Source organism: Ruegeria sp. HKCCE3926, from assembly GCF_017872515.1.
GTDB lineage: Bacteria > Pseudomonadota > Alphaproteobacteria > Rhodobacterales > Rhodobacteraceae > Ruegeria.
Genome location: NZ_JAEDOU010000001.1, coordinates 485,869 through 510,256, shown reverse-complemented (window position 1 = coordinate 510,256; position 24,388 = coordinate 485,869). Strand labels below are relative to the sequence as shown.

Below are 24,388 nucleotides of genomic sequence, written 5' to 3'. Positions count from 1 at the left end.
AACACATGCCATCCGACAGCATCAAACGAAGCGGACGCAAAGCACGGCATGCACAGCGTGCGGCCAAGCCCGTCATTGATCCTTGCCCCCCCGGTCAGAAAGGCGGGGCATTCAAGCCCTTGAGCATATCGGAAATCGAGAAGATCTATGACACGGCGCTGCGTTTGCTGGAAAAGCTGGGGATGGGAGACGTGCCGGACAGGCTGGCGATCGACCTCAGGGCGGCGGGTGCCCAGGATCGGGAACAGAACCGGCTGGTTTTTCCCCGTTCAATGGTCAAACAGGCCATCGCCTCGGCCGCGAAGAGCTTTACCTTTCATGGCCGGGATGAAAAACGATCCATCGAGGTGGGTGGCGACCGCGTGTATTTTGGCACCGGCGGTGCTGCGGTTCAGACCCTTGATATCAACAGTGGGCTTTATCGCCCCTCCACCCTGGCCGATCTGCATGATTTCACCCGGCTACAGGACACGCTGGCCAATGTCAGTTGGTTCACCCGATGCTGCGTGGCAACCGATGTCCCGGATGTGTTCGATCTGGACGTCAACACCGTTTACGCTTTGGTACGCAACACAACCAAGCCAATGGCAACGTCTTTCACGTTGGCGGAACATGTCGGCCCGATCGTCAAGATGCTGGACATCGTCGCCGGAGGGGTCGGGGAATTCGCCAAACGCCCCTTCCTGAAAGCGCATATAAGTCCGATCATTTCGCCAATGCGATACGGCGAGGATGCAGTGGATGTGGTTTATGAATGCATCGGCCATAACATTCCGATGTCCTGCATCACGGCCGCGCAGGCGGGCGCAACCGCCCCGGCAACTCTGGCCGGATTTCTGGCGCAGTCACTGGCCGAAACGCTGGCCAGTCTCGTGATGGTCAATGCGATCAAACCCGGCTTTCCGATGATCTTTTCCAACTGGCCCTTCATCGTAGATCTCAGGACCGGCTCTTTCGCAGGGGGCAGCGGTGAGACCGCAATCCTGAATGCGGCGTCGGCGCAAATCACGAACTGGCTGGGTTTGCCGTCGGGTGTGGCCGCCTCGATGGCGGATGCCAAGGCCATCGACGCCCAGCATGGGGCAGAAAAAGGCATCACATCGCTGGCGGCAGCGCTGGCAGGAGGCAATCTGATCTATGAAAGCTCGGGCATGACCGCATCTCTGCTCGGGGTCAGCTTCGAGGCCTTCGTTCTCGACAACGAAATGCACTCGCACACGTATCGCGTGTTGCGCGGGATCGAGGTCACCGAAGCCAATCTTGGCTTTGACGCCATATGCCATTCGGTTTTGGGCGATGGGCATTTTCTGGGCAGCGAGCAAACCTATGAAGCCATGGAACGAGACTATTTCTATCCGAAACTCGCCGATCGTCAGGAGCCCCGCACCTGGCAAACCGATGGCGCGATGGATGCGTGGTCATCCGCACGGCGCGCCGCTCAAGAGGTGTTGCGCACGCATTACCCCGAATATCTCACCCCGGAACAAGACGCCGAAATCCGCCGGCGTTTTCATATCCTGTCTTGAAGAGCCGCGGGCATTTCCTGCCTGGTCCTGAACCGTTAGGGTCGCTGAGGAAACTTGCAGAGGATGGGGCATCATGGCCGATTCATTTTTTCAACCGGTATCCGCCATGGAACTGGCCCGATTTGCCGGCATACCCGCATTCATGCGCCTGCCCATGTTGGATCTGGCGCACGAACGTATCTCGGAAGTCGAACTGGGCATCGTCGGTATCCCTTGGGACGGCGGAACCACCAATCGCCCCGGCGCCCGGCATGGTCCGCGGCAATTAAGGGATTATTCCACGATGATCAGGGCGATGAACCCGGTTACGGGTGTGGCACCGTTTTCAATGGTGAACTGCGCAGATCTAGGAGACGTCGCCCCCAATCCCGTCGACATAGAAGACACGCTGGATCGGGTCACGCGTTTCTACACTGATCTTCGAACCCGCAACATCACACCATTGACCGCCGGAGGGGATCACCTGACCACCCTGCCCGTCCTGCGTGCCCTGGCCGCTTCGGGTCCGGTTGGCCTGATCCAGTTCGACAGTCACACGGACTTGTTCGACACTTATTTCGGAGGTCACAAATTCACCCACGGCACCCCGTTCCGCCGCGCGGTCGAGGAAGGGTTGGTGGACCCAAAGCGTTTTGTACAAGTTGGAATCCGCGGCACGGCCTACAACACTGTAGATATCGAATGGGGCGAGGCGCAGGGCATCCGCATCATTCGCGTCGAAGAGCTGTTCGACCGGGGCATAGACGACGTCATGAACGAGGTACGCGATATCGTTGGCATGCAGCCGACCTATTGCACCTATGACATCGACTTTGTCGATCCAACTTACGCCCCCGGCACGGGAACACCTGAAATCGGCGGGCCCAACAGCTTTCAGGCCCAGCAGGTCATTCGCAGGATGTCCGGCCTGAACCTTGTTGGCGCCGATCTTGTCGAAGTGTCGCCGCCATTCGACCCCCAAGGTGGAACGGCGTGGCTTGGCATCTCGCTGATGTTCGAGCTGCTTTGCGTTCTGGCACAGGCGATCGACGCGCGGCGCTAGGCCCGCGCGACGTTCTCGGCAATCATCGAAATCATCTCGAACATCACGGCCGCCGTCGTCAGCGCGGTGATGTTGTTGGGGTTGTCCTTGGTGGGCATCATGCAGACGACATCGCCGCCGATGATGTTCAAACCGCGCGCCGCACGCAGGATGCCGACCGCCTCATCGATGTCAAACCCCTTCTCACCCGGTTCCAGATTTGACACGGCCGGCGCGACGGTTGGGTCAAGACAATCCAGATCGAAGGTGATGTAAACCGGGCGGTCACCCAAAACCTCTTTGGTCTGCGCCACGACGTCCTGCAATCCGCGCTGTCGGAACTCTCGCATGGTGACGATATTGTACCCGTAATCGTAAGACGGTTGCAGCCAGTCCAGACTGCGTGGATGGCCGCGCAGACCGATCTGCATCGACCGGGTTGGATCCACCTGCCCCTGATCAGCCAGATAGGCCCCCCAGTGAGCCGCGGATTTCTTGGCCCCCAGAAAGTGATCAACCTTGGTGAAGACGTCCGTATGCGCGTCCAGATGCAGAAAGCTGACCGGCTGCCCGCCTGCAAGCTTGCCGCAACCCAGGGCCTGAACAATGCCACCGGTGATGGAATGGTCGCCTCCGACTGAAACGGGGCGCGCTCCGGCCGTGTCTATGGTCTTGTAGAATTCAGTGATGCGTTCGATGCAATCTTCGTTGTCGTTGGCCTTTGGAAAAGGCACATCACCAACATCCGCGATCCGCGCACTCTGCCAGGGATCAATTTCAAAGACCGAATGCACCCTGCGTTGTACTGCCGAGACATGCCGCAACGCGCGTGGTCCCAGGTGCTGGTCCCTTTCGGTCGTGCCGTTGCCCGTCGAATGCGGCACGCCCGCCAGTGCGATATCCTGCCCTTCGGGCCCGACATTGGGACACCGGAACAGTGTGGGCACGCCCCACCAATACAGGTTGTCCATCATCGATTGTTCATACGGATCTGTCATGGTTTCCTCGGATCAAAGAAAAGCGCCCCCGATCAGAACCGGGGGCGTTTGCGTTCAGAGTTTTTCGTCTTCTCGTCGGAACGCGCCCTGCACGATCCGGTCCATGACCATGGCAAGGAACAGGATCGCAAAGCCCCCCAGCAGGCCCGGCCCCTTGGCCGCGTATTGCAGCGCCTCGAGGATTTCCTTGCCCAAACCGCCCCCGCCAATCAGTGAGATGATCACGACCATGGACAGGCACATCAGGATCGTCTGGTTCACACCGGTCATGATCGATGGCAGCGCCAGCGGGATTTCAACATCCTTCAACAGTTGCCATTTCGACGCGCCAAAGGCGACGGCAGCTTCTTTGATGCTTTCAGGCACGCCCCGCATTCCCAGTGCCGTCAGGCGGATCACCGGCGGCATGCCAAAGATGATGGTGGCCAGAATCCCCGGCGGGTTGCCGGTGCCGAAGAAGGCGATGATCGGGATCAGGTAGACGAAGGCGGGAAGCGTCTGCATCAGGTCCAGGACCGGTTCCGCCGCGCGATACGCGCGCTGCGATTTGCCGAACCAGATACCCAGTGGAATGCCGAAAACGACGCAAAGCAGCACCGCCGCACCGACCAGAGCAACCGTTTCCATCGCCACGTCCCAATACCCCAGCAATGCGATATAAGCCAGAGAAGACGCGGTGAAGATGGCAACCCTTGGTCCTGCCGCACGCCAGGCCGTCACACAGATGACCAGCATGACCACCGGCCAGGGCGACCCGATCAGTGCAATCGTCAGCGCATCAAGCACCGATCGCACGCCCGCCACGATCCCGTCAAAGATGTCGCCGCCTGCCGCCGCCGCGGCATCAATCCTGGCCTCCATCCAGTTTGCCAGGCTCGAAAACAGCGTGCCGTTGCCTTCGCCAAGAAATATCGCAGACACTTGCTGTTCCGGGAACGCGTCCAACAATGGAAGGGATGCGTTCACGGTGAACTTGTACACAATCAAAGGTCCGATTGCTGCGACAAGGATCGCACCCATGACAATATTACGGGTCGAACGCCCGCTTTCCGTGCTGTCCGGATCGATACGCCAGTTCGAGTACTGTTTTTCATAGACGCGGTCGGCATAGAACCCTTGAACCAATTTGAATACCAGCAACATCAACAACCCGGTAATCAGGATTCCTGCCGCCTCGGACTGAGCAGCGGCGGCCCTTTCCAGACTTGTGGCCGCTGCTTTTTGTATGTTCTCGGCCAGTTTGGTGAAACGATCGATATCGGCCTGTTCCGTGGCATCCGCTGCGCGCGCCAACAGTTCGGCCGCACGTTCCTGCTGACGCGCAGCGCGCTCGGCGAAATCCGCGCCGGGATTGCCCCACGCGCCCCTGCCGATCTGGACCCACGCGATGATCTCAAGGATCAGAAAGGTCCAGAACATGCCCCAAATGGCGCGTGACGCAGACCAGAATGGCCCCAGCACCGCGGCCCACGTGTTGAACGTGTTGGGAATCGCGCTGGTTGCATCATGAATCTTGTGGAACGCATTGACATAGTAGTCACCGTTCGGACCCGCGAACTCTTTGATGGAAAGGTCCAAGGCCTCGCGATCGACCTCGATATCAGAGGCGGCCGTTACTTTCATCTCTGTTGCAGCATCAGTCATTTTTGCCCCCCTGGATACCGCGCAACAGGCGCGGCTTGGTCACGACACCCACATCGATACCCGCATCCGTGATGACGACCGGAAGATCAGAATTCACGGCTAGGTCGATCAGCTGATCCAGATCCGCGCCCTCGTCGGCTCGGGGCGCACCGTCAAGTGGCCCTGAATAACTGTCCAAAGGCTCCATGATGGAATGCGCCTTGACCAGTTTGAGTTTTGAGATGCCCTGAACAAATTCGCGCACGTAATCGTCGGACGGGTTCATGACGATGTCTTCGGGGGTTCCGATCTGTACGATGACGCCATCCTTCATGATCGCAATCCGGTGGCCGATCCGAATGGCCTCGTCCAGATCGTGGGTGATGAACAGCGTGGTCTTTTTGAGCTGCGCCACAAGTGCTTTGAACTGGTCCTGCAATTGCAGGCGGATCAGCGGATCCAGAGCAGAGAAAGGTTCATCCATCAACAGGATTTCCGGGTCCGAAGCCAGCGCCCGCGCGATCCCCACGCGTTGCTGCATCCCGCCCGAAAGCTCTTTGGGCAGGCGGTCCTCGTAACCTGTCAGATTCACCAGGCTCAGCGCGTGATCCGAGACGGCCCAGCGCTTTGACTTGGACACCTTTCGGATCTCCAATGGATAGGCCACGTTATCGCGCACGGAACGATGCGGCATCAGCGCCATATGCTGAAAGACCATACCGATTTGCTGGGCACGAATGCGCCGCAACTCGGATTCCGACAGTTTCGAAACATTGTGACCCAGAATTTCGATCCGGCCCGCCGTCGGTTCGATCAATCGATTCACGTGTCGCACCAATGTGGACTTGCCCGAGCCGGACAGCCCCATGATACAGAAAATCTCACCCCTCGGCACTTCGAACGTGGCGCCCTGAACGCCGACAACACAGTTGAACCGCTCCAGAACCTCCGGCTTGCCTATGCCTTCGTTTCTGACCGCTTCCATTGCCTCTTCGGCACGCGAGCCGAAGATCTTCCAAACGTTTTCTAATTTTACGACAGGTTCGTCCATTTATCTCCCACAGGGCGATGCCCTGCCCGACAGAAAAAGGCCGCCGCGGTTTTGCGCGACGGCCCAAAGAGTGGTGATTTAGTTGGTCAGCCAGCCGATGACGGTGTCTTCATTCGCAGCCACCCATTCCTTGGCGAAATCCGCAGCTTCGATGTTGTCGACGGCCAGCGCCTTACCCATCGCGCTCAGATCGTCGCCTGTCATCTGGTAGTTGTTGAACAGGGCGGCCACTTCGGGATAGCTCTCTTCCAGTTCCTTGGCGTAGTGCAAGTGAAGCGTTGCTCCGTTCCAGGCCGAGGACGCCTCGGACTTGGACAACCAATCCGGATCATCCGTGGGCTGAACGATTGTCCAGGTGGCCGGATCATGAGGCGGTTCTTCCAGAACCGTCAAATCCTGTGTCACGAAGATATAGTGGGGGCTGTAGCAAAACCCGATCCACGGGTCGCCCGCTTTGGTCGCATTTGCCAGATTGGCATAGGCGATGGTTTCCTCGTATTCCGTCAAATCGAAGATCTGGTCATAGCCATAGGACTTGGCCCGGATCTTCTCGACAACGGTCGACGCCCAACCCGGCGCACCGATCCATACCTCGGGTGTTCCGTTGCCATCGGTATCGAAAATCGCAACCTTGTCGGGGTCGCTCAGGTCATCGATCGATTTGATGTCGTACTGTTCCGCGATATAGGTCGGCACGCACATGCCCTGTTCCGCCTGAACCGGGTTTTGGTTCATGACGACGGTGCCGTTTTCCTTGACATAGGTATCGTGAAGGTTTTGCTGATTGGGCATCCACACTTCCGGATGGACATGCATCGAACCGCTGTCCATGGCCTCGAAGACAATCGGGTTGGTGCCGTTTTGCAATTCCACGTCCAGGCCGAGGTTCTCTTCGATCACGACCTCAAGAATATGTGCCGTGGCGTTCACCGAGGCCCAGTTGGGCACACCGATCACGATATCCGCGGCCATGACCGGCCCGGCAATCGCGAAAGACGCGCTTCCAAGTAGCGTTGCAGTTTTTTTCATCTGATATCTCCGTGTTGGGTCGTTTCCGCGCTTGTTTTTCTCACCCTCTCGGGTAGTGGTGCGCTAAGTTTTTTTGTGTGGAAAGGCCGTGCCTTTCGGGTTTTTTTGGGCCAGCAAAATCACAGGCTTACATGGCTCCAAAAGTGAAGCATGCGGATGCGCTGCCCTTCAAGGAATACGTTTTTATACCTCTTGAATGCGGTATTTTCGCAAGTTTGTTTCGACTTCCTGCAATTCAACATTGCCCCTCCGAAACCTCAGAATCCGAAAATACCCGCTGGTTTCTTGAGCACCGAAATGCCCCGTGCAGAAGGCACAACCAGTTTCGAAACGGGTGGTGAAGCTGTCCTTTCGCACGAAGCAATTGATATCATTCAGATACTTAATGCGCCTGATCTTGCGTATCGCACCCGCCCCCAAAAAAGGCGTGGCACTTCTTCCCGGCAATTGCGTCACCTAACCGTGGAACCAAGCCACACTGACAAGAAACCGTTCAACACTCTGTGTAAGGTGTCGCCTATACCAACATTTCAGTTGGCATTTGCCTACCTACTGGTAGATAGTCATCCTTGCTGCAACCAAGGAAGAGAACTGACCCCATGGAAATCAATTCGGACTTCTCTGACCGCGTTGTCGTTCACTCGGACCAGCTGGAATGGCAGGCCTCACCCATGAAGGGTGTGGATCGCAGGATGCTGGACAGGATCGGAGGCGAGGTCGCACGGGCCACCACTATCGTACGTTATGCGCCGGGCAGTCATTTCTCTGCCCATACCCATACGGGTGGCGAGGAGTTCATTGTCCTTGACGGTGTATTTCAGGATGAACATGGTGACTATCCGGCGGGGACCTATGTGCGCAACCCGCCAACCTCGCAACACACACCGGGGTCGGAACCGGGATGCACGATCTTCGTCAAGCTTTGGCAGTTCGACCTGAACGACCGAACCCAGTTTCGCAAAAACATGGTGGATGAGCTGCGCGCACCCGCAAACGGTATCGCCACCGCAGTCCTGCATGAGGATGCGCGCGAGATCGTGACCTACGCCCATCTGGACGCGGGCGCGACGCTGCGCTCGGACGCCCCCGGCGGGATCGAGGTTCTGATCATCGACGGGTCGGTCACCGAAGGCGGGGACGAACTGGTCAAAAACGATTGGCTGCGCCTGCCTGAAGGCCACAGCCTGACGGCCGTTGCTGGGGCGGACGGGGCCAAGGTCTGGATGAAGACAGGCCACCTGCCTTACGCCCAACCGCCGGCGGTGTAACCGATGTCTGAACAAAACCCTGGCGCAACAACCCCGGTCGAGTTGGGCCCAAAAGCTGGACCTGCGTCCTTCAACTGAGGGGGTTTGACCCATGCGCACTGATACGCTCATCATCGGTGGCGGACTTTCAGGGCTTGGCCTGGCGACACAGCTTGTGGATCAGGGTCAGGAGGTGCTGGTTGCTGAGGCGCGCAGCCGTCTGGGCGGGCGCATTCTAACCGAGCTTCAGGGGCGCGCCCATCTGGACATGGGTCCGGCTTGGTTCTGGCCCGGGCAGCCACGTATCGCAGCGCTGACAGACCGACTGGGCCTGCACCGGTTTGACCAATTCAGTTCCGGCGCGCTGAGCTTCGAAGATGAACAGGGCCGTGTTGTGCGGGGCCGCGGGTTTTCATCCATGGAAGGGTCTTATCGTCTGGTCGGGGGGCTCGCTGCTTTGACGGATGCGCTGTCGGCACGGTTGCCGGATGGAGCAATTCACCTGTCCACACAGATCACCGCCTTGGCCCGCACCAAAGGCGGAGTTCGGGTCACCTCGCAATCTGGACAGCATATTTGGGCAAGCCGTGTGGTACTTGCCATGCCCCCACGTATCGCGGCCGAGTTGACCTATGAGCCCGCCCTGCCCGATGGCACGTTGTCAGCCATGCGGCACATCGCGACCTGGATGGCCGGTCAGGCCAAAGCAGTTGCGGTCTATGACACTCCGTTCTGGCGCAAAGACGGATTGTCAGGGGATGCTATGAGCCGGCGCGGTCCCATGGTGGAAATCCACGACGCGTCGCCTGCCAGCGGTGGTCCCTTCGCGCTGTTCGGTTTCATCGGCATCCCTGCGCAAGCTCGCCGGGATGAAGGGGCGTTGCGGCAGCAGGTTCTGGCTCAGCTGGGGCGATTGTTCGGGCGCAAGGCGACCAGCCCCAATGCGCTTTTGTTAAAAGACTGGGCGTTTGATCGCTTCACAGCAACCAACCTGGATCTTCAGCCCGTACATGCCCATCCGCAATACGGCATGCCCAAGGCCATGACGCGGATCTGGGAAGACCGGATCATCTTCAGTGGCACCGAAACAGCCGCGCAATTTGGGGGATATCTGGAAGGTGCATTGGAAGCGGCAGAAAACACCGCGGCATTGTTGAGCGCAAATAGGATGAACGTGGCATGGAAATAGACACAAAAACCGCTTTGCTGAATTCTGCCGAATTTGCCGTACGCAGCAAAGGCTTCGACGGCTTCAGCTATGCCGACCTTGCCAATGATGTGGGCATCCGCAAGGCATCGATCCACTATCACTTCCCGACCAAAGCCGCGCTTTCTGCAGCTTTGATGACACGCTACCATACCGAGCTTACCGGACGCTGCGTCGAGATCGAGGAAACTTGCGAAACGGCGGGCGCGCGCATGCGTGCACTGATCGCGCTGTATCGCGCGGCTTTGAACGACGGAAAAACCCTATGCTTATGTGTGTCGCTGATCATCAGCCGGGAAAGCTTGTCAAATGAGGTCACCGACAAAATCCGCGAGTTCCGGCGCATGTTGACCCGGTGGATCGAGAATGTCTTTGCGCTTGGCAAAACAGATCATTCGATCACGGGCGTTGAGGATCCGAAAGCAGAAGCACGCGCGGCATTGGCCTTGCTGGAAGGCGCTCATCTGACGGCTCGGGTCGAGAAGAGCACCCAAACCTTTGACGACGCCGTGGAGGTTCTAACTGCGCGATGTTTGTGACACGGCCCAAGCTTGCGCATACAGAATGGCCGCGTCGATTGTTGAGGCGCCTGCCCGCCTCCCCTGCCCCAGCCCCATTTCGGGTGATCATTCGGGGCGGTCTTTGTAGATGTCGATATTGCCTGCGATACAGCGCAGCAAGCGAATTGGCCGAGGCTGGATGTACTGACCACCAGATTGCGTCCACCACAGGTCACAAAGAAATTTCTCCATGGCTCAAGAACACTCGAAAGGTGCCGGCGAAAAGCGACTCGCAAAGCATGCTCAGACCAAGCGGGGACTAGAACACGAACCAGACATGGGAATTTTCTGAAGAAACCGTAGGTTCGTAAAATACGGGACGTGGTCAGCGTGTGGTCGGATTTGCCATTTTTGTGGCGGGGAGACAGGGATTCGAACCCTGGGGACGCTCTCACGCCCAACGGTTTTCAAGACCGCCGCATTCGACCACTCTGCCACCTCCCCGTCGAAAGCAGGGTCTAAGGCGAAGTTCGACCAGAGGCAAGTCGAAATCGGGAAATCTTGCCGAAGCCTGTGCAGCGGTCTTTCCATGACACTTCAGCCACGTTATGATCCGCAGGAAAGACCGCAACAGGCTGGCATCCAGAACCAGCAGACCGGCAGTGGGGTTCGGAAAACGAAACCCCTTCAGGCAAGGGAAAAGCAGATGAAGCGAGCGATCGAGACACGCCCGGGGCCTAAACGGCTGGCGTATCTGGCGTTGACTTTGACGATACTGGCCGGATGCGAAGAGGTTTTGTCAACTTCTGACTCGGCTGAAAAACCGGAAGACAATTCGGGCAAGACGGAACTCCTGCCCGAGGTGGCCACCGGCTCTCAGCGTGATATCGAGGCCCCTGAGGTTTTTCAGACAACCGAAGCAGGGCTTTGGGATGGCCGGCCGTCTCTTGGCGGGATATGGGTTGCGCACCCGGATGCGTCCCAACCTGAACGTGTCGTGATCAAAAACACGTCCAACAACAAATCGGTGACCGGCGCCCTGTTCCGGCGCGAGCGCAACCTGCCCGGGCCTGCGCTTCAGGTCTCGTCCGCTGCCGCGAAAGAGCTGGGAATGCTTGCGGGGGCGCCGACAAAAGTCAGTGTCGTCGCACTGCGCCGGGAAAAGCTGGAAGAACCGTCGTCGGAAGATGCGCCAGAAGCAGAAGAATCGGCCGCCGAAACCACGGCTGCGGTTGCTGATGGAGCTTCCGACACGCAAGCGTCCGCAGAGCCGGAAAAACCGGTCAAACGGAAGTGGTGGCAGAAAAAGGAACCAGCCGCCGCCGCGGCTGGTACGACTGCGGTTGCAGCCGGTGCAGCCAGTTCATCCGATGAAACGGCTGAGGACGTCGAGCCCGCAAGCGAAGATGCCGAGACGCCTACATCAGCCGACGATCAGGTCGAAGCACCTGCCGATAAACCCGCCAAGCGGAAATGGTGGCAGAAGAAAGCCCCCACAGCTGCGGCTGCGGGAACTGCCGTGGCCGCGGCAGATACAGCGACCGACAGCGCAGACGTAGCCGCCGAAGCCGCTGCGGCCGTGGCGTCGCCCTCTTTGTCGGATGCACCGGTCACACCCCCTGCCGAAAAACCTGCCAAGCGGAAATGGTGGCAAAAGAAAGACCCTGCCGCGATCACCGAAACACCGCTGGACCCGGTAGAAGGGGCCGCAGCAGCAATAGATGCGTCAGACGCCACGCCTGTTGCCGCCGCCGCGACATCGACGACGTCTTTGAGCAAGCCGTATGTACAGATTGGAACCTTCAGCGTTGAGGCAAACGCCAAGTCAGCAGCCCAAAAGGCGCGTCGCAACGGAATGCCTACGGTTGTTCGAGAACTGAAAACAGCGAATAGTACAGTGTGGCGCGTGCTGGTAGGCCCCGCCGCAACAAGGGCCGAGCGCAAAGCCTTTCAAAAGGACGTGAAAGACCTTGGCTTCAAAGATGCGTTCACGGTAACCGACTAATTCAGGGAGGCTTAACATGCTGTCCTCAATACGAACATCTGTTCTGGCTCTTGGGCTTGCCGTTCTGGCGATACCGGCCCAGGCTTTTGATACATCCGCCCACGCGGCTTACGTGATCGACCAAACCACCGGTACCGTGCTGCTGTCGAAAGAAGCCGACCAACCGTTGCCGCCTGCGTCGATGTCCAAGCTCATGACGCTTTATGTTGCGTTCGAAGCATTGCGGGACGGGCGCTTGACGCTGGACGAAACTCTACCTGTTTCGGAACACGCGATGAGCTATGGCGGCTCGACGATGTTCCTGAATACGCAGGATCGCGTACGTGTCGAAGATCTGCTGCGCGGCATTATCGTTTTGTCGGGCAATGACGCCTGCGTCGTCATTGCCGAAGCGCTCAGCCCGGATGGCACCGAAGCAGGGTTTGCGCGATACATGACCCAGCGGGCCAAGCAGATGGGCATGAACAATTCGAACTTCGCAAATTCAAACGGCTGGCCCGCCGCCGGGCATATGATGTCAGTTCATGATCTGGCCGTTCTTGCAGACCGGCTGATCACTGACTTTCCGGAATACTATCCCCTTTTCGCCGAAGAAGTTTTCGAATTCGATGGCCGCGCGCCTTCGAACGCCCGCAACCGCAACCCGTTGCTGCGGCTGGATATCGGCGCAGATGGCCTGAAAACCGGCCACACGCAAGAAGCGGGCTATGGCCTTGTCGGGTCCGCCAAACAAGGCGACAGGCGTGTGATCTTTGTGCTGACGGGGCTTGACAGCACCGGCCAACGGGCAGAGGAGGCTGAGGCCGTGGTTAACTGGTCGTTTCGAAATTTTGTCGAGAGGACAGTTGCCACTGCGGAAACGCCGATAGCCGAAGCCAAACTGTGGATGGGCGAGAAAAAGACCGTGGGCCTTGTTCCCGAAGGTGATCTGAATGTGCTGTTCCCGGTTCTGGGCACTCAGAATGTCGAGGCCGAAGTGGTCTATGACGGCCCGATCAACGCGCCCGTCAAAAAAGGTCAGCAGCTGGCCGAACTGGTTATCAAGCCCGAAGGGCTGCCGGAAATCCGGCGCCCGCTGGTGGCAGCCGAAGATGTTGCGATTGGCGGGTTTGTGGTGCGCATGCTGACCGTCGGCGGTATCGTATTGAAAGACGTGATCAACAACCCGCTGGAGTCGATGTGACGAAAGCGGGGTTATTTCTGACCTTCGAAGGCATTGACGGTTCAGGCAAGTCAACACAGGCACGGATGCTGGCGGAACATCTGCGCGCGCAGGGTCACGAGGTGGTACTGACGCGCGAACCCGGCGGTTCCGCGGGGGCCGAGGAAATTCGCAGTTTGGTTTTGGAGGGCGACCCGGATCGCTGGTCGGCCGAGACCGAGATTCTGCTGTTCACAGCAGCCCGCCGCGACCATTTGGAGCGTACAATCGAGCCGGCTCTGGAGGCAGGGAAGGTTGTGATCTGCGACCGCTTTGCTGACAGCACACGTATGTATCAGGGCTTGTCCCGGGGTGACCTGCGAAATCTGGTGGATCAGTTGCACAGCCTGATGATCGGGCGCGAACCGGACATGACGCTGCTGATCGACATGGACCCCGAAACGGGCCTGGCACGCGCCAAGGGGCGACAAGGCACCGAAGAACGTTTCGAGGACTTTGGCCCGGATTTACAAAAGAAAATGCGTGCCGGTTTTCTGGCGCTGGCCGATGAGTTCCCCGACAGGTTTCACATCGTGGATGGCAACAGGGACATGGACAGCGTTGCGCAGGATGTGACAGAAATCGTCCAGGCAGCACTGCGGTAGACGATGAGCGACGATATCCCTTCTCCGGATCAGGTGCAGGGCGCACCACATCCGCGCGAAACCGTTCGGCTTTTTGGCCAGGACGCGGCTGAACAGGCATTCCTGACCGCCTACACCTCGGACCGTTTGCATCACGGTTGGCTGCTGACAGGGCCACGCGGTGTCGGCAAGGCGACCCTTGCCTGGCGAATTGCAAGATTTCTGCTTTCCACTCCGCCGACCGAGGATGGCGGGTTGTTCGGCGCGCCGCCTCCGCCCGAGACGCTCGATATCGATCCCGATCACCCGGTGGCCCATCGCATTCAGGCCGGGGCGGAACCGGGTTTGGCGGCAATAACCCGGTCACTGAACGATCAGGGACGGCTGCGCGGTGAGATCGTCGTGGATGACATCCGCAAGCTTGGAAAGTTTTTTGGCCTGTCCTCCGCGGACGGCGGCCGCCGCGTCGTGATCGTGGATTCAGCAGACGAAATGAACGTCAGCGCCGCCAACGCGTTGCTGAAAATGCTGGAAGAGCCGCCTGCCCGCACCACCCTTTTGCTGGTATCGCATCAACCCTCGCGCCTGTTGCCAACCATCCGTTCACGCTGTCGCACGCTGCGCCTCGGCCCGCTGAACGCGCAAGACATGCAAGCCGCCCTGTCACAAACGGAAACCGAAATTCCCGCGCAGACAGAACACCTTGCCGCGCTTGCAGCGGGTTCAGTCGGAGACGCCGTGCGTTTGATCAATCTGGGTGGTCTGGACATCTATACCGAACTGATCGCCATTCTGGGAACCCTGCCCCGCATGGATCGCCAGCGCGCGCTGGCCCTGGCCGAAGCGGCAGCACAGCGCGGTGCGGCGGACCGGTTCGAACTTTTGCTTACCCTGATCGACATCGCTCTGTCACGGCTGGCACTGACCGGGGCAACGGGCACGCCCCCGCTGCCTGAAGCCGCCCCCAACGAGGGTGAAACACTGGCGCGTCTGTCAGCATCGCCAAATCAAGCCCGTCGCTGGGCCGAGGTCGCCGCAACGATCACAGCCCGAGCGCGACATGGTCAGGCAGTCAACCTTGACCCTGCCGCTCTGGTCCTAGATACGGTGTTCAAGATACAGGAAACTGCCGGTCAGAACAGATGAGCGACACCCCCCAGATTACCGACAGCCATTGCCATCTGGACTTCCCGGATTTCGAAGGCCAGTTGGACGACATCATCGCGCGTGCTGCCCAGGCTGGCGTGACCCGGATGGTGACGATCTGCACCAAACTGCGCAACGAACCCGCCGTCCGTGCGATTGCCGAAGCCCACGCGCCGGTCTTCTATGCCGCCGGCACACATCCGATGAGCGCCGCGGACGAGCCATTGGCCTCGGTCGATGATCTGGTCGCCCTGACACGGCATCCCAAATTCGTCGGTATCGGTGAAACCGGCTTGGACTACCACTATACCGCCGACAGTGCCGAAGTGCAGAAACAGTCACTGCGCATCCATATCGAAGCGGCCCAGCGCACCGGGCTGCCCCTGATCATTCACGCCCGCGCAGCTGATGAAGATATGGCCCGCATTCTGGCTGAAGAATATCGCAACGCACCCTATTCCTGCGTCATGCACTGCTTCTCATCGTCTGCTCAATTGGCCAAGGCCGCGCTGGAGCTGGGGTTTTATCTGTCCATGTCCGGCATCGCAGCCTTTCCCAAAAGCCAGGAGTTGCGCGATATCTTCGCAAACGCCCCGGTGGACCGCATTCTGGTGGAAACTGACGCGCCCTATCTGGCCCCGCCGCCCTATCGCGGCAAACGAAACGAGCCGGCCTATACTGTGCACACGGCCCAAAAGGGGGCTGAAATCTTTGGCATGGACTATGCCGCCTTTGCTGACCAGACACAGGCGAACTTCGACCGGCTGTTTACCAAAGCGACATCAGACAAGGCCGCCGCATGACCGGCTTCCGATTTACAATTCTGGGCTGCGGGTCCTCTGGCGGCGTGCCGCGGCTGGGCGGTCAGTGGGGCGATTGTGACCCTGCGAACCCCAAGAACATCCGGCGCCGCTGTTCGATGCTGGTCGAACGCGACGGGCCAGATGGGACAACCTCGGTTCTGATCGACACAACGCCAGATATGCGCAGCCAGTTGCTGGATACAGGTACAGGGCGGTTGGACGGGGTCGTCTATACGCACTCTCACGCAGACCATGTGCATGGAATCGATGACTTGCGCATGATCGTGTTCAACATGAAAACCCGCGTTCCCGTTTGGGCGGATGGCGACACCCAGAACGCCTTGTTGGGGCGGTTTGGATACGCGTTCATTCAGCCGGAAGGCTCCCCTTATCCTCCAATACTGGAGCTCAAGTCTATCGACGGTCCATTTGAAATCGACGGCCCCGGCGGCCCGATTCCGTTGCGTCCTTTCAAAGTGAATCACGGTTCGATCGATTCCCTTGGATTCCGCATAGGGCAACTCGCCTATCTTCCGGATGTCGCCGAGATCTACGACGACGCCTGGCCCGAAATGAAAGGGCTGGACTGCCTTGTCATCGATGCCCTGCGCCGCTCGCCTCATCCAACGCATGCGCATCTGGAAAAGACGCTTGGGTGGATCGAAGAACTCCAACCGAAGCGCGCGGTTCTGACCAACATGCATATCGATCTCGATTATGCCACCGTCGATGCTGAAACCCCCGACCACATCACCCCCGCCTTCGACGGGATGGTGATCCATCAGTCGCAGTAGGCCGCTGCCCGTCGCCCGCATGATATCGCAGCAGGCCCGTCGCACGGGGGCCACATGCTGCAAAGCCTGATCGACGTCATTCTTCCGGTTTTCCTTGTAATCGGGGCCGGGTATACGGCAACACGCACGGGGTACTTCAAAGAAGCGCATGTCGATGGGCTGATGAAGTTCACCCAAGGCTTTGCGATTCCCTGCCTTTTGTTCCTGGCCATCGCGCATCTGGACCTCAGCGCCAGTTTCGACCCCCGGCTTTTGGCCAGTTTCTATTCCGCTGCCGCCCTGTGTTTCACAGCAGGTCTGTTCGGCGCACGCATCATTTTCGGGCGCGATTGGGAAGATTGCGTTGCCATCGGGTTTTGTTGCCTGTTCTCAAACTCTGTCCTGTTGGGTTTGCCGATAACCGAACGCGCATATGGGCCCGAGAACCTGACCGGCAACTACGCGATCATCGCCTTCCATTCTCCGTTTTGTTACGGCGTCGGGATCACGGTGATGGAGGTCGTGCGAAATCGCGGTCATGGTGGCATGCGCATGGCACGGTCTGTATTGTCTGCAATGTTCAAGAACGCGCTGATCCTTGGTATCGCCCTTGGGTTTCTAGTCAACCTGTCCGGCCTGGCAATCCCTGCGGTGGTCGACGAAGCACTGGGGTTGATCACCCGTGCTGCCCTGCCCGGGGCGTTGTTTGCGTTGGGCGGTGTGCTGGTCAAATACAAGCCCGAGGGCGACCTGCGCACCATTGCGTATGTTTGCTGTATCTCTTTGATGCTGCATCCCAGCCTGGTGTGGGTGTTCGGCAAATCCACGGGCCTGCCGCAGGATCTGTTTCGGTCGGGGGTTTTGAATGCCGCCATGGCTCCGGGTTTCAACGCCTATATCTTCGCCAACATGTATGGTCGCGCAAAACGGGTCGCAGCGTCGGCGGTACTTATCGGAACGGCCTCGTCCATTCTGACCGTCTGGCTATGGCTGACACTTCTGGGCTAACTGAGGTGTTGACTTCAGGTTAATGTGAAACACCTATCGCGCAACGCAGCAGGAGATCCGCATGTCACATGCCATAATTGTCGCTCATGGCCAACCGTCAGACCCGGAACCGGCCGAAGCTGCACTTGCGGCATTCGCCGCCAAGGTCAACGCGCTTATCGGGCATATAGCAGTGGATTCGGCCACTCTGGCAGCGCCGGGTGCGTTGGAGGCGAAGCTTGACCGCGCGCCCGAAAACTCGGTCATCTATCCACTTTTCATGGCAAAAGGGTGGTTTGTCACCAGCGCTCTACCCAAACGGCTTGGGCACCATCCGGCACGGATTTTGGACCCGCTTGGAATTGACCCGGACCTGCCGGCCCTGACCGCAGAGGCCCTGCGATCGAAATTGTCCGACAAACACTGGGCCGCTCGGTCCACCGATCTGGTCATTGCCGCGCATGGTTCCGGGCGCAGCCGGAACCCGTCGACCGTGGCGTTGCAGTTTGCGAAACAGCTTGCGGGACTGGTGGCGTTCAAATCCGTTCGCGTCGGTTTCGTCGAAGAGCCACCTTCCATATCTGACGCTGCAAACGGTACCGAAGATCAGGCGCTGTGCCTTCCGTTCTTTGCTTGTGCCGGAGGGCATGTGCAGGAAGACGTCCCGCAAGAGCTGGATCGCGCGGGGTTTTCAGGCGTGGTCCTGCCGGTGGTGGGAGAGTTGCCTCCGATCCGGCAACAGATTGCGAAAAATATAAATGCGGCATTCGATTCAGCCTGAAGCCCCGATACGTGCCCATCGTGTTTTCTGAACGAATTCAGGTTTGCGCCTTGCTCAACGCTGAATACATGCGATGGCAAGACCGGCCGTCGCGCTTGGCCTGATAAAGGGCCAAGTCTGCTGCGTGAAGAATGTCGGCGGCGTTGGGGCAGTCGAACTGCGTGGACAAGGCAATGCCAATACTGGCCGAGATCGAACAACTCTGATTCTGAAACGTCATCGGTTCATTCAACCTTGATATCAGACGCCCAGCAATGCAGGCCAGAGTATCTTCCCGAGTCAGATCCTTAAAAACAATGACGAATTCATCCCCGCCGACCCGGGCCACAGTGTCGTTGCTTCGTGTCTCCTGTTGCATGATGCGGGCGGCCTGCTGCAAGACGAAATCACCCGCGGCATGGCCCAGCTTGTCATTTACAGATTTGAAAAAATCCAGATCCAGATGCATGAGCGCGAAGGTGGAATTTCCCGAAATCAAATGCTCGAGCAAGTGATCCATCGCCCTGCGGTTCTTCAGTCCGGTCAATGTGTCGGTAAAGGCCTGCTCTTCGGCTGCAAGCATCGCACCCTGCAGCCGAAGGTTGAGAGAGCGGGATGCCTCCATCGCGGCGGATTTGGCTTCGACCAGATACAACAGCTCAATCGCCAGATCCGTGCCCGAGAAATCCGCACTTGTCAGCGCATAGTCCCGCACCGCATCCAAAATCGAGATGCCAAATGACAGATTGATGACCGCACCACCGGAATGCGGCAAAGGAGCGACCAAGCCTTTCAGGGTTGTGCGGGGTTCATCATGAAACCTCAGATGCAGCTTCGCCCCCGCCATTGACATCAGGGCGGGAATGGTGGTGATCGTTCTGGGGCGGATCAGTTCAAACACATCCAGAAATCCCTGCCCCACCAGCGGCAGTTCAGGTCGCAACTTTTGCAGGGTCGGACCTGCCTGCCGAATATGCCCATTTTGGTCCACCAACAGGAACATCGGGCAAAGCGTTTCCAGTAGACCAGCCAGTTCTTGGGTGTCTGTCATCCGTTCCGAGCCCCCAGATCAAAATGCCGCCCCTCGGCAAAAGCGCTTTCAACCAACATGATGGAAATGACATCACTGCCTTGCTGCTGCCCCTCGTGTGACAGCATCACCAGCGCACCATAGTCATCCGCCATTGCGCGCAGGACCCCAACCATGACATTGGAATACCCTGGCAGGCCTGGAGAGCAACTCAGCTGAAATTCCGTGGCTGACAGCTCTCTCAATTCCAAGGCCGGCAGGGTCAAATCAGACACGGCCAGCCGCACGCGGTCCGCCAGATCGTCGAGCGAATGAAGAAATTCCACGTAGCTGACACCGCCGAACCTGAGAAGGCGGCGCAGCCCTTCCATATTCGGATGAGATACGAGGTACGTTCCCAGGTCCTCAAAGACTTCGGCTGGCGGTCGATCAAGGTCTGCGCTCAGCGCCTCCATTACCTTGGACGTCATGTCATCGTCATAGACGAGCATGGCCTCGAACTCGACAAACCCCAGCCGCGCGGCTTCGGTCACGCGCAACCAGCAGGATCGCCCGTAGGTCGCACAGACAAAGGACTGTATCGCCCGATTGATCAGACCATGCATCAGATGCCCCAGTTTGGTGTCCTGTGCACTGTGGCCGGAAAAACCTTAACAAATAGCCAAAATCCACCCTGAGTTATAGCGAATTCAACCGAGTATCAGCTCGAGACCACCTGTCCGATCAGAAATCCGTGGGCGCGCCGCCTTCCGCTTTGCGGCGTTCGACAAAAGCGGCCAGTTCCTCGCGAATGCCTTCATCGATCGGGGGGGCGTCAAAGCTCGAGATAATCTCCTTGAACATGTGATGCGCGCGTTCTGCCGTCCAGATGCCGCCGGCGACCTCCCATCCTTCATAGTTTTTCCAATCACTCAAGAAGGGTTGATAGAAGGCCGTGGTATAGCGATCCTGCGTATGCTGAATGCCAAAGAAATGACCGTCATTGCCGACTGCCCGGATCGCATCCAGTGCAATCTCGTCCGGCCCTGTGGCGGTCAACTCGGGGTTCATATAGCGTTGAATTTGCTGTAGGATTTCGCAATCCATGATAAACTTTTCCGGGCTGGCGATCAGACCGCCCTCAAGCCAACCGGCTGCGTGGTAGACCATATTGGTGCCCGATTGCACGGCGGCCCAAAGCGAGTTCGAAGTCTCCCACACAGACTGCCCGTCCGGCACATTTGCCGCACAAACACCCGAAGACCGCATGGGCAAACCATAGAACCGCGCCATCTGGCCGGTCATCTGGGTCGAACGCATGTATTCCGGTGTTCCAAAGGCGGGCGCGCCGGATTTCATATCCACATTCGACGTGAATGTACCGATCACACAGGGAATACTGGGGCGCACGTATTGGAACAGCGCAATGGCGCACAGCGCCTCGGCCAAGGATTGCGCCACGGCGCCTGCCATGGTTACGGGGGCCATCGCACCCGCCAGCGTAAAGGGCGTGACAACAATCGCTTGACCGCGCCGCGCCAGGCGCAGACACCCGTCGATCATCGGGTGATCGTGTTTCAGCGGCGAGGTAGAGTTGATATTGGTATACATGCGCGGCGCGGCCTCGAACTCCTCATGGCTCAACCCTCCTGCGATGCGCACCATTTCCATGACATCTTCGACGCGTTCCTTGCCCAGTGAATAGGCGTGCATGGCCTTGTCGGTCAGGGTCAGCTTGTCGTACAGTACATCCAGATGGCGAACGCTGGCGTGGATATCGACCGGCTCGACCGGGTATCCGCCCGCGAAATGGATGCAATTGAAGTATTGCGTCAGCTTCAGAAGGTTCCGGCACATCTCGCGATTGCCCGGAACTTTTTTCCCGATCTCCATGTCCCAGTAATTCGGCGGGGAAGAGACGTTGCCGAACAGGATGTTCTTCCCGCCGATTTCGATCTTGCGATCCGGATTGCGAGGGGTGATCGAAAACCGGCTGGGAGCCTTGGCGATCATCTCCATGACAAAGTCCCGCCCCATGCGGACATTGTCGCCGTTGATGGTGCAACCGGCTTCGCGCAGGATGCCTATTGCCTCTTCGTTGTAAAACTCGATCCCGATCTCTTCGAGGATGCGCATCGCCCCTTCATGGATCGCTTCGATGCCGGCCTGATCCAAAGGTTCTGTGGGTCGATCGATGTTGACCGGCGGATCCCAGGGCATCTGGTCAATCGCTGCACTGCCCCTGCGCGCAGCCGCCCCTGCGCGCCCTCCTCCGCGGCGCTTACGTGTTTTGGTCTCGGCCATCGGTGCCTCCTGTTCTTGCTTTCGTCAAGCAAGCCCCGAAGAGACGCCTATGGCCGCTCCGTATGCGACAGAATATGTCGGTTTTTCATTCCGTTTTGTCGAATCCCGGATTTGAAAATCAGATTTTGGCCAACCATTCGGGAATATGTCCGATATCAGGCAAAATCACATCCGCCATCGGAGCCAAAGCATCGGCCTCGGCCAAACCGGTCAAAACACCGATCGTGGTCATCCCCGCCGCGCGCCCGGCCTGCAAGTCATGAAGACTGTCACCCACCATCGCGATACGAGATGGCTCGACCCCGATATGGGCGGCAAAGGCCAGCAACTGGCCCGGTCCCGGCTTGAACCCGTGACCACTGTCATACCCGGCGACGAAATCGAAATGCCCCCTTATCCCGACAGATTCGAGATGCTGCAAAGCGGGATGTTCGCTGTCATTCGTCGCAACGCCCAGCTTGATTCCGGCATCTTGCAGACCTTCCAGGAAAGGAACCAATGGCACGGCGGGCACCTGCGGGGCCGAGGCGGCCTCAGAGTTCATCAAATCGATGATCTCATGTAAGGTCACGCCATCGACATGGGCAATCAAGACTTCTGCGATTTCCTCGACCGTGGCGGCGATTACAATGCTGTCTTCGGTATATCTCCCTTGCTCGAAATCATATCCGATGACACGGCCAAGCTCGGTGGCGCGATCTTCGTCCCCGTTGGACAGGCGCAACAGCATGGAGCGCCCGAACCCTCCCCACGTATTTGCAAAGTCAAACAGCGTGCCATCTTTGTCAAAGATGATCGCATCTATCGGCATCCGGTGCTCCTGCGGAAAATATGGCTATGTCCAGTGTATCTCAGCGCCGCCAGACAATACCGCCCTTGCCTGGGCGGGAAGATCATAGGCGAGTGAATTGGCGTCACAAAACGCCATGACCCACGAATCGTCAAGCACCAGAAAATCAAGAACCGACGCCAGAAACTCGGGATCGCTTGCCCGATCGCGGACATCCTCGATCGATGCGCCCGTAGAGCCCAGAAAAACAGGCAAAAGCTCGTCATTGCTGACCAGCCAGGCCAGGGCCGTCAGCGCAAGAGTTTGGGCGGAATCAGAGGATATCGGCATAAACTTGGGTCAGATCCGGTCTTGGAAAGGGTTTGTTAACCAGAGTCATAAACACTTTGTTCACGCATGCAATCAACGGTGAACAACTATGTCTGTGCAGGGAACCATCCTTGTCCTCGACGGGGTATCGACCAATCGCATCATGCTGAAGGTACAGCTGACGGCGGCCTGGTATCACGTGGTGCAGGGCGAAAAGCTTGAAGGGTTGCCCGCGCTCGTGCGGCGTACGCAACCGGATCTGGTTCTGACGGCTCAGACGTTGCCGGATGGAACGGCTGCGGATGTGAAGAAGGCGATTGTGAAGGAACCCGGCCTTGACGACGTTCCGGTCGTGGCGATTGCCGCGCAAAATGACCGGGACGCCCGGCTGCGGGCGTTAAAGGACGGGCTGGATGATGTTCTGACGCACCCGTTCAAAGACACCTTATTATTGGCGCGCATTCGCAGCCTTTTGCGTGCTCGTGCGGCCACTCAGGATTTGCAGGTCAGCAACGGATCGCAATCGATTGGCTTCGCAGAGCCGGTCCAACCCATAATCAGACCGTCCAAAGCAGCGCGGGTTGATATCCTGACCCACACGGCCCGAAACGGCACGCTTTGGCAAAAGGCTCTGGAAGATCAACGTCAATTTGATTTGAACTGGCATCTTCAGTCGAACCTGCGAAGTGTTTTGTCCGGCTCTGTTCCCGATGCGATCGTGGTTGAACTGGGCTCGAACCCTGCCGGCCTCAATATCCTTGCCGATCTCAGATCACGCGGCGTGACCCGGCACACGGTTTTGATCGGGGTGCTGAAAGACGAAGACGCCGGACAGGCTTCGGAAGCTCTGGACCGAGGGGCCGATGCTGTCTGTCTGGGCGGGTTCTGCGCACAGGAGATCCTGCTGCGGCTTGAAAACCAGATTGCCCGCAAAGCGCGACTGGATCAGATGCGGGTCTCTCTCAAAAGAGGCATCGCGGAATCCTGGATCGATCCGTTGACTGGGCTGCACAATCGCCGCTACGCCATGCGCGCGCTGGATCAAATCGCGCGCCAATCCGCCAGAACGGGGCGCAGTTTTGCGATCATGCTGGCCGATCTGGATCACTTCAAGGCAATCAATGATGGCCATGGCCATGCAAGCGGCGATTATGTTTTGACGCAAGCGGCGGAACGTATGCAACATGCCTTGGGATCCCGTGGCTTTGTCGCCCGCATCGGGGGGGAAGAGTTCATGATCGGCGTGCCCGATGTATCGCCCAAACAGGCGTTGAACCTGGCCGAAACCGTTTGTGACAGCATCTGTCAGTCCCCGTTCCTGTTACCGGACCATGGGGCACAAGTTGATGTGACGGTCAGTATCGGGTTGAAGTTGTCTCAGGTCAGTTTCGCCCGGCAAGACTATGCGGCTGAAAGCGTGGAAAACCTGATCAAATCCGCGGATAAAGCGCTGTATGCTGCGAAGAAGGCAGGGCGCAATCAGGTGAGTATCAGGCAAAGTGCGGCCTGATCTGT

24 protein-coding genes and 1 tRNA gene are annotated in these 24,388 nt (G+C 58.4%); 14 read left to right on the top strand and 11 right to left on the bottom strand.

The features are described 5' to 3' along the window. Positions 1-5 precede the first annotated feature (5 nt). Entirely contained in the window at positions 6-1,526 is a 1,521-nt protein-coding gene (locus I9184_RS02580; RefSeq protein WP_209832641.1) for a trimethylamine methyltransferase family protein, read from the top strand. Between the two features lie 73 nt (positions 1,527-1,599). Next, on the top strand, positions 1,600-2,568 hold the full coding sequence (locus I9184_RS02575) for an agmatinase (protein WP_209832639.1): 969 nt from the start codon (positions 1,600-1,602) through the stop codon (positions 2,566-2,568). Here the strand turns inward: I9184_RS02575 and I9184_RS02570 are convergent. From I9184_RS02570 to I9184_RS02555, 4 genes are all read right to left on the bottom strand, one after another. Next, positions 2,565-3,545 carry an arginase family protein gene (locus I9184_RS02570; protein ID WP_209832638.1) on the bottom strand — a complete coding sequence of 327 codons (981 nt, stop codon included), beginning with the start codon at positions 3,543-3,545 and terminating at the stop codon, positions 2,565-2,567. The genes I9184_RS02575 and I9184_RS02570 overlap by 4 nt on opposite strands. Before the next feature lie 54 nt (positions 3,546-3,599). Continuing rightward, a complete protein-coding gene (locus tag I9184_RS02565; protein ID WP_171631236.1) occupies positions 3,600-5,189 on the bottom strand; it encodes an ABC transporter permease subunit in 1,590 nt (529 codons plus the stop codon). Beyond that, entirely contained in the window at positions 5,182-6,219 is a 1,038-nt protein-coding gene (locus I9184_RS02560) for a glycine betaine/L-proline ABC transporter ATP-binding protein (protein WP_209832636.1), read from the bottom strand. Before I9184_RS02560 ends, I9184_RS02565 begins: the two co-directional genes overlap by 8 nt. 78 nt (positions 6,220-6,297) lie before the next feature. Then, on the bottom strand, positions 6,298-7,248 hold the full coding sequence (locus tag I9184_RS02555) for a glycine betaine ABC transporter substrate-binding protein (RefSeq protein WP_245217962.1): 951 nt from the start codon (positions 7,246-7,248) through the stop codon (positions 6,298-6,300). A gap of 599 nt (positions 7,249-7,847) precedes the next feature. Here I9184_RS02555 and I9184_RS02550 point away from each other — a divergent pair. The 3 genes from I9184_RS02550 to I9184_RS02540 all read left to right on the top strand — a co-directional run bounded on the left by I9184_RS02550 (position 7,848) and on the right by I9184_RS02540 (position 10,241). Continuing rightward, entirely contained in the window at positions 7,848-8,516 is a 669-nt protein-coding gene (locus tag I9184_RS02550) for a cupin domain-containing protein (RefSeq protein WP_209832634.1), read from the top strand. Positions 8,517-8,607: 91 nt separating this feature from the next. Beyond that, positions 8,608-9,684 carry an NAD(P)/FAD-dependent oxidoreductase gene (locus I9184_RS02545; protein WP_209832632.1) on the top strand — a complete coding sequence of 359 codons (1,077 nt, stop codon included), beginning with the start codon at positions 8,608-8,610 and terminating at the stop codon, positions 9,682-9,684. Next, positions 9,675-10,241 carry a TetR/AcrR family transcriptional regulator gene (locus tag I9184_RS02540; RefSeq protein ID WP_171631227.1) on the top strand — a complete coding sequence of 189 codons (567 nt, stop codon included), beginning with the start codon at positions 9,675-9,677 and terminating at the stop codon, positions 10,239-10,241. The genes I9184_RS02545 and I9184_RS02540 overlap by 10 nt, the downstream gene beginning before the upstream one ends. An 87-nt stretch (positions 10,242-10,328) precedes the next feature. Here I9184_RS02540 and I9184_RS21040 read toward each other — a convergent pair whose 3' ends face one another. Together I9184_RS21040 and I9184_RS02535 are read right to left on the bottom strand one after the other, a co-directional pair. Beyond that, a complete protein-coding gene (locus I9184_RS21040) occupies positions 10,329-10,454 on the bottom strand; it encodes a hypothetical protein (protein ID WP_280922458.1) in 126 nt (41 codons plus the stop codon). A 162-nt stretch (positions 10,455-10,616) separates the two neighbouring features. Next, positions 10,617-10,706: transfer RNA gene (locus I9184_RS02535), tRNA-Ser, on the bottom strand. Between the two features lie 202 nt (positions 10,707-10,908). On the opposite strand from I9184_RS02535, the gene I9184_RS02530 reads away from it, so the two are divergent. The 8 genes from I9184_RS02530 to I9184_RS02495 all read left to right on the top strand — a co-directional run bounded on the left by I9184_RS02530 (position 10,909) and on the right by I9184_RS02495 (position 18,482). Beyond that, on the top strand, positions 10,909-12,207 hold the full coding sequence (locus I9184_RS02530) for an SPOR domain-containing protein (protein ID WP_209832630.1): 1,299 nt from the start codon (positions 10,909-10,911) through the stop codon (positions 12,205-12,207). A 16-nt stretch (positions 12,208-12,223) separates the two neighbouring features. Next, positions 12,224-13,390, top strand: a complete 1,167-nt coding sequence (locus I9184_RS02525) for a D-alanyl-D-alanine carboxypeptidase family protein (protein ID WP_209832628.1) — start codon at positions 12,224-12,226, stop codon at positions 13,388-13,390. Continuing rightward, on the top strand, positions 13,387-14,013 hold the full coding sequence (tmk, locus tag I9184_RS02520) for a dTMP kinase (protein ID WP_209832626.1): 627 nt from the start codon (positions 13,387-13,389) through the stop codon (positions 14,011-14,013). The genes I9184_RS02525 and tmk overlap by 4 nt, the downstream gene beginning before the upstream one ends. Positions 14,014-14,016: 3 nt before the next feature. After that, complete coding sequence (locus I9184_RS02515) at positions 14,017-15,138, top strand: DNA polymerase III subunit delta' (protein ID WP_209832624.1); 1,122 nt, start codon at positions 14,017-14,019, stop codon at positions 15,136-15,138. Continuing rightward, positions 15,135-15,941 carry a TatD family hydrolase gene (locus I9184_RS02510; protein ID WP_209832622.1) on the top strand — a complete coding sequence of 269 codons (807 nt, stop codon included), beginning with the start codon at positions 15,135-15,137 and terminating at the stop codon, positions 15,939-15,941. The genes I9184_RS02515 and I9184_RS02510 overlap by 4 nt, the downstream gene beginning before the upstream one ends. After that, entirely contained in the window at positions 15,938-16,735 is a 798-nt protein-coding gene (locus I9184_RS02505) for an MBL fold metallo-hydrolase (RefSeq protein ID WP_171631213.1), read from the top strand. Before I9184_RS02510 ends, I9184_RS02505 begins: the two co-directional genes overlap by 4 nt. A gap of 54 nt (positions 16,736-16,789) precedes the next feature. Next, positions 16,790-17,722 (top strand): AEC family transporter, encoded by a 933-nt coding sequence (locus tag I9184_RS02500; RefSeq protein WP_171227973.1) that lies wholly within the window; start codon positions 16,790-16,792, stop codon positions 17,720-17,722. A gap of 61 nt (positions 17,723-17,783) precedes the next feature. Next, complete coding sequence (locus I9184_RS02495) at positions 17,784-18,482, top strand: CbiX/SirB N-terminal domain-containing protein (protein WP_209832620.1); 699 nt, start codon at positions 17,784-17,786, stop codon at positions 18,480-18,482. A 37-nt stretch (positions 18,483-18,519) separates the two neighbouring features. On the opposite strand, the gene I9184_RS02490 is transcribed toward I9184_RS02495, so the two are convergent. From I9184_RS02490 to I9184_RS02470, 5 genes are all read right to left on the bottom strand, one after another. After that, the gene (locus tag I9184_RS02490) at positions 18,520-19,512 is read right to left on the bottom strand and encodes a GGDEF domain-containing protein (RefSeq protein ID WP_209832618.1); all 993 of its coding nucleotides are present in this window, start codon (positions 19,510-19,512) and stop codon (positions 18,520-18,522) included. Then, the gene (locus I9184_RS02485) at positions 19,509-20,096 is read right to left on the bottom strand and encodes a heme NO-binding domain-containing protein (protein WP_171631195.1); all 588 of its coding nucleotides are present in this window, start codon (positions 20,094-20,096) and stop codon (positions 19,509-19,511) included. Before I9184_RS02485 ends, I9184_RS02490 begins: the two co-directional genes overlap by 4 nt. A gap of 118 nt (positions 20,097-20,214) precedes the next feature. Next, positions 20,215-21,774, bottom strand: a complete 1,560-nt coding sequence (locus I9184_RS02480) for a trimethylamine methyltransferase family protein (protein ID WP_209832616.1) — start codon at positions 21,772-21,774, stop codon at positions 20,215-20,217. A 118-nt stretch (positions 21,775-21,892) separates the two neighbouring features. Next, complete coding sequence (locus tag I9184_RS02475; RefSeq protein WP_209832613.1) at positions 21,893-22,585, bottom strand: HAD family hydrolase; 693 nt, start codon at positions 22,583-22,585, stop codon at positions 21,893-21,895. A 24-nt stretch (positions 22,586-22,609) separates the two neighbouring features. Then, complete coding sequence (locus tag I9184_RS02470; RefSeq protein ID WP_171631188.1) at positions 22,610-22,894, bottom strand: DUF3572 domain-containing protein; 285 nt, start codon at positions 22,892-22,894, stop codon at positions 22,610-22,612. An 88-nt stretch (positions 22,895-22,982) separates the two neighbouring features. On the opposite strand from I9184_RS02470, the gene I9184_RS02465 reads away from it, so the two are divergent. After that, complete coding sequence (locus I9184_RS02465; protein ID WP_209832611.1) at positions 22,983-24,383, top strand: diguanylate cyclase; 1,401 nt, start codon at positions 22,983-22,985, stop codon at positions 24,381-24,383. Positions 24,384-24,388 lie beyond the last annotated feature (5 nt).

Excerpts from the sequence above, each read along its gene's own strand:
- I9184_RS02545 (WP_209832632.1), top strand. The coding sequence starts at position 8,608 with ATGCGCACTGATACGCTCATCATCGGTGGCGGACTTTCAGGGCTTGGC.
- I9184_RS02505 (WP_171631213.1), top strand. The coding sequence starts at position 15,938 with ATGACCGGCTTCCGATTTACAATTCTGGGCTGCGGGTCCTCTGGCGGC.
- I9184_RS02575 (WP_209832639.1), top strand. The coding sequence starts at position 1,600 with ATGGCCGATTCATTTTTTCAACCGGTATCCGCCATGGAACTGGCCCGA.
- I9184_RS02555 (WP_245217962.1), bottom strand. The coding sequence starts at position 7,248 with ATGAAAAAAACTGCAACGCTACTTGGAAGCGCGTCTTTCGCGATTGCC.
- I9184_RS02480 (WP_209832616.1), bottom strand. The coding sequence starts at position 21,774 with ATGGCCGAGACCAAAACACGTAAGCGCCGCGGAGGAGGGCGCGCAGGG.
- I9184_RS02495 (WP_209832620.1), top strand. The coding sequence starts at position 17,784 with ATGTCACATGCCATAATTGTCGCTCATGGCCAACCGTCAGACCCGGAA.
- I9184_RS02500 (WP_171227973.1), top strand. The coding sequence starts at position 16,790 with ATGCTGCAAAGCCTGATCGACGTCATTCTTCCGGTTTTCCTTGTAATC.
- I9184_RS02565 (WP_171631236.1), bottom strand. The coding sequence starts at position 5,189 with ATGACTGATGCTGCAACAGAGATGAAAGTAACGGCCGCCTCTGATATC.
- I9184_RS02540 (WP_171631227.1), top strand. The coding sequence starts at position 9,675 with ATGGAAATAGACACAAAAACCGCTTTGCTGAATTCTGCCGAATTTGCC.
- I9184_RS02525 (WP_209832628.1), top strand. The coding sequence starts at position 12,224 with ATGCTGTCCTCAATACGAACATCTGTTCTGGCTCTTGGGCTTGCCGTT.
- I9184_RS02550 (WP_209832634.1), top strand. The coding sequence starts at position 7,848 with ATGGAAATCAATTCGGACTTCTCTGACCGCGTTGTCGTTCACTCGGAC.
- I9184_RS02490 (WP_209832618.1), bottom strand. The coding sequence starts at position 19,512 with ATGACAGACACCCAAGAACTGGCTGGTCTACTGGAAACGCTTTGCCCG.
- I9184_RS02580 (WP_209832641.1), top strand. The coding sequence starts at position 6 with ATGCCATCCGACAGCATCAAACGAAGCGGACGCAAAGCACGGCATGCA.
- I9184_RS21040 (WP_280922458.1), bottom strand. The coding sequence starts at position 10,454 with ATGGAGAAATTTCTTTGTGACCTGTGGTGGACGCAATCTGGTGGTCAG.
- I9184_RS02530 (WP_209832630.1), top strand. The coding sequence starts at position 10,909 with ATGAAGCGAGCGATCGAGACACGCCCGGGGCCTAAACGGCTGGCGTAT.
- I9184_RS02510 (WP_209832622.1), top strand. The coding sequence starts at position 15,135 with ATGAGCGACACCCCCCAGATTACCGACAGCCATTGCCATCTGGACTTC.
- I9184_RS02570 (WP_209832638.1), bottom strand. The coding sequence starts at position 3,545 with ATGACAGATCCGTATGAACAATCGATGATGGACAACCTGTATTGGTGG.
- I9184_RS02475 (WP_209832613.1), bottom strand. The coding sequence starts at position 22,585 with ATGCCGATAGATGCGATCATCTTTGACAAAGATGGCACGCTGTTTGAC.
- I9184_RS02485 (WP_171631195.1), bottom strand. The coding sequence starts at position 20,096 with ATGCATGGTCTGATCAATCGGGCGATACAGTCCTTTGTCTGTGCGACC.
- I9184_RS02470 (WP_171631188.1), bottom strand. The coding sequence starts at position 22,894 with ATGCCGATATCCTCTGATTCCGCCCAAACTCTTGCGCTGACGGCCCTG.
- I9184_RS02515 (WP_209832624.1), top strand. The coding sequence starts at position 14,017 with ATGAGCGACGATATCCCTTCTCCGGATCAGGTGCAGGGCGCACCACAT.
- I9184_RS02465 (WP_209832611.1), top strand. The coding sequence starts at position 22,983 with ATGTCTGTGCAGGGAACCATCCTTGTCCTCGACGGGGTATCGACCAAT.
- I9184_RS02560 (WP_209832636.1), bottom strand. The coding sequence starts at position 6,219 with ATGGACGAACCTGTCGTAAAATTAGAAAACGTTTGGAAGATCTTCGGC.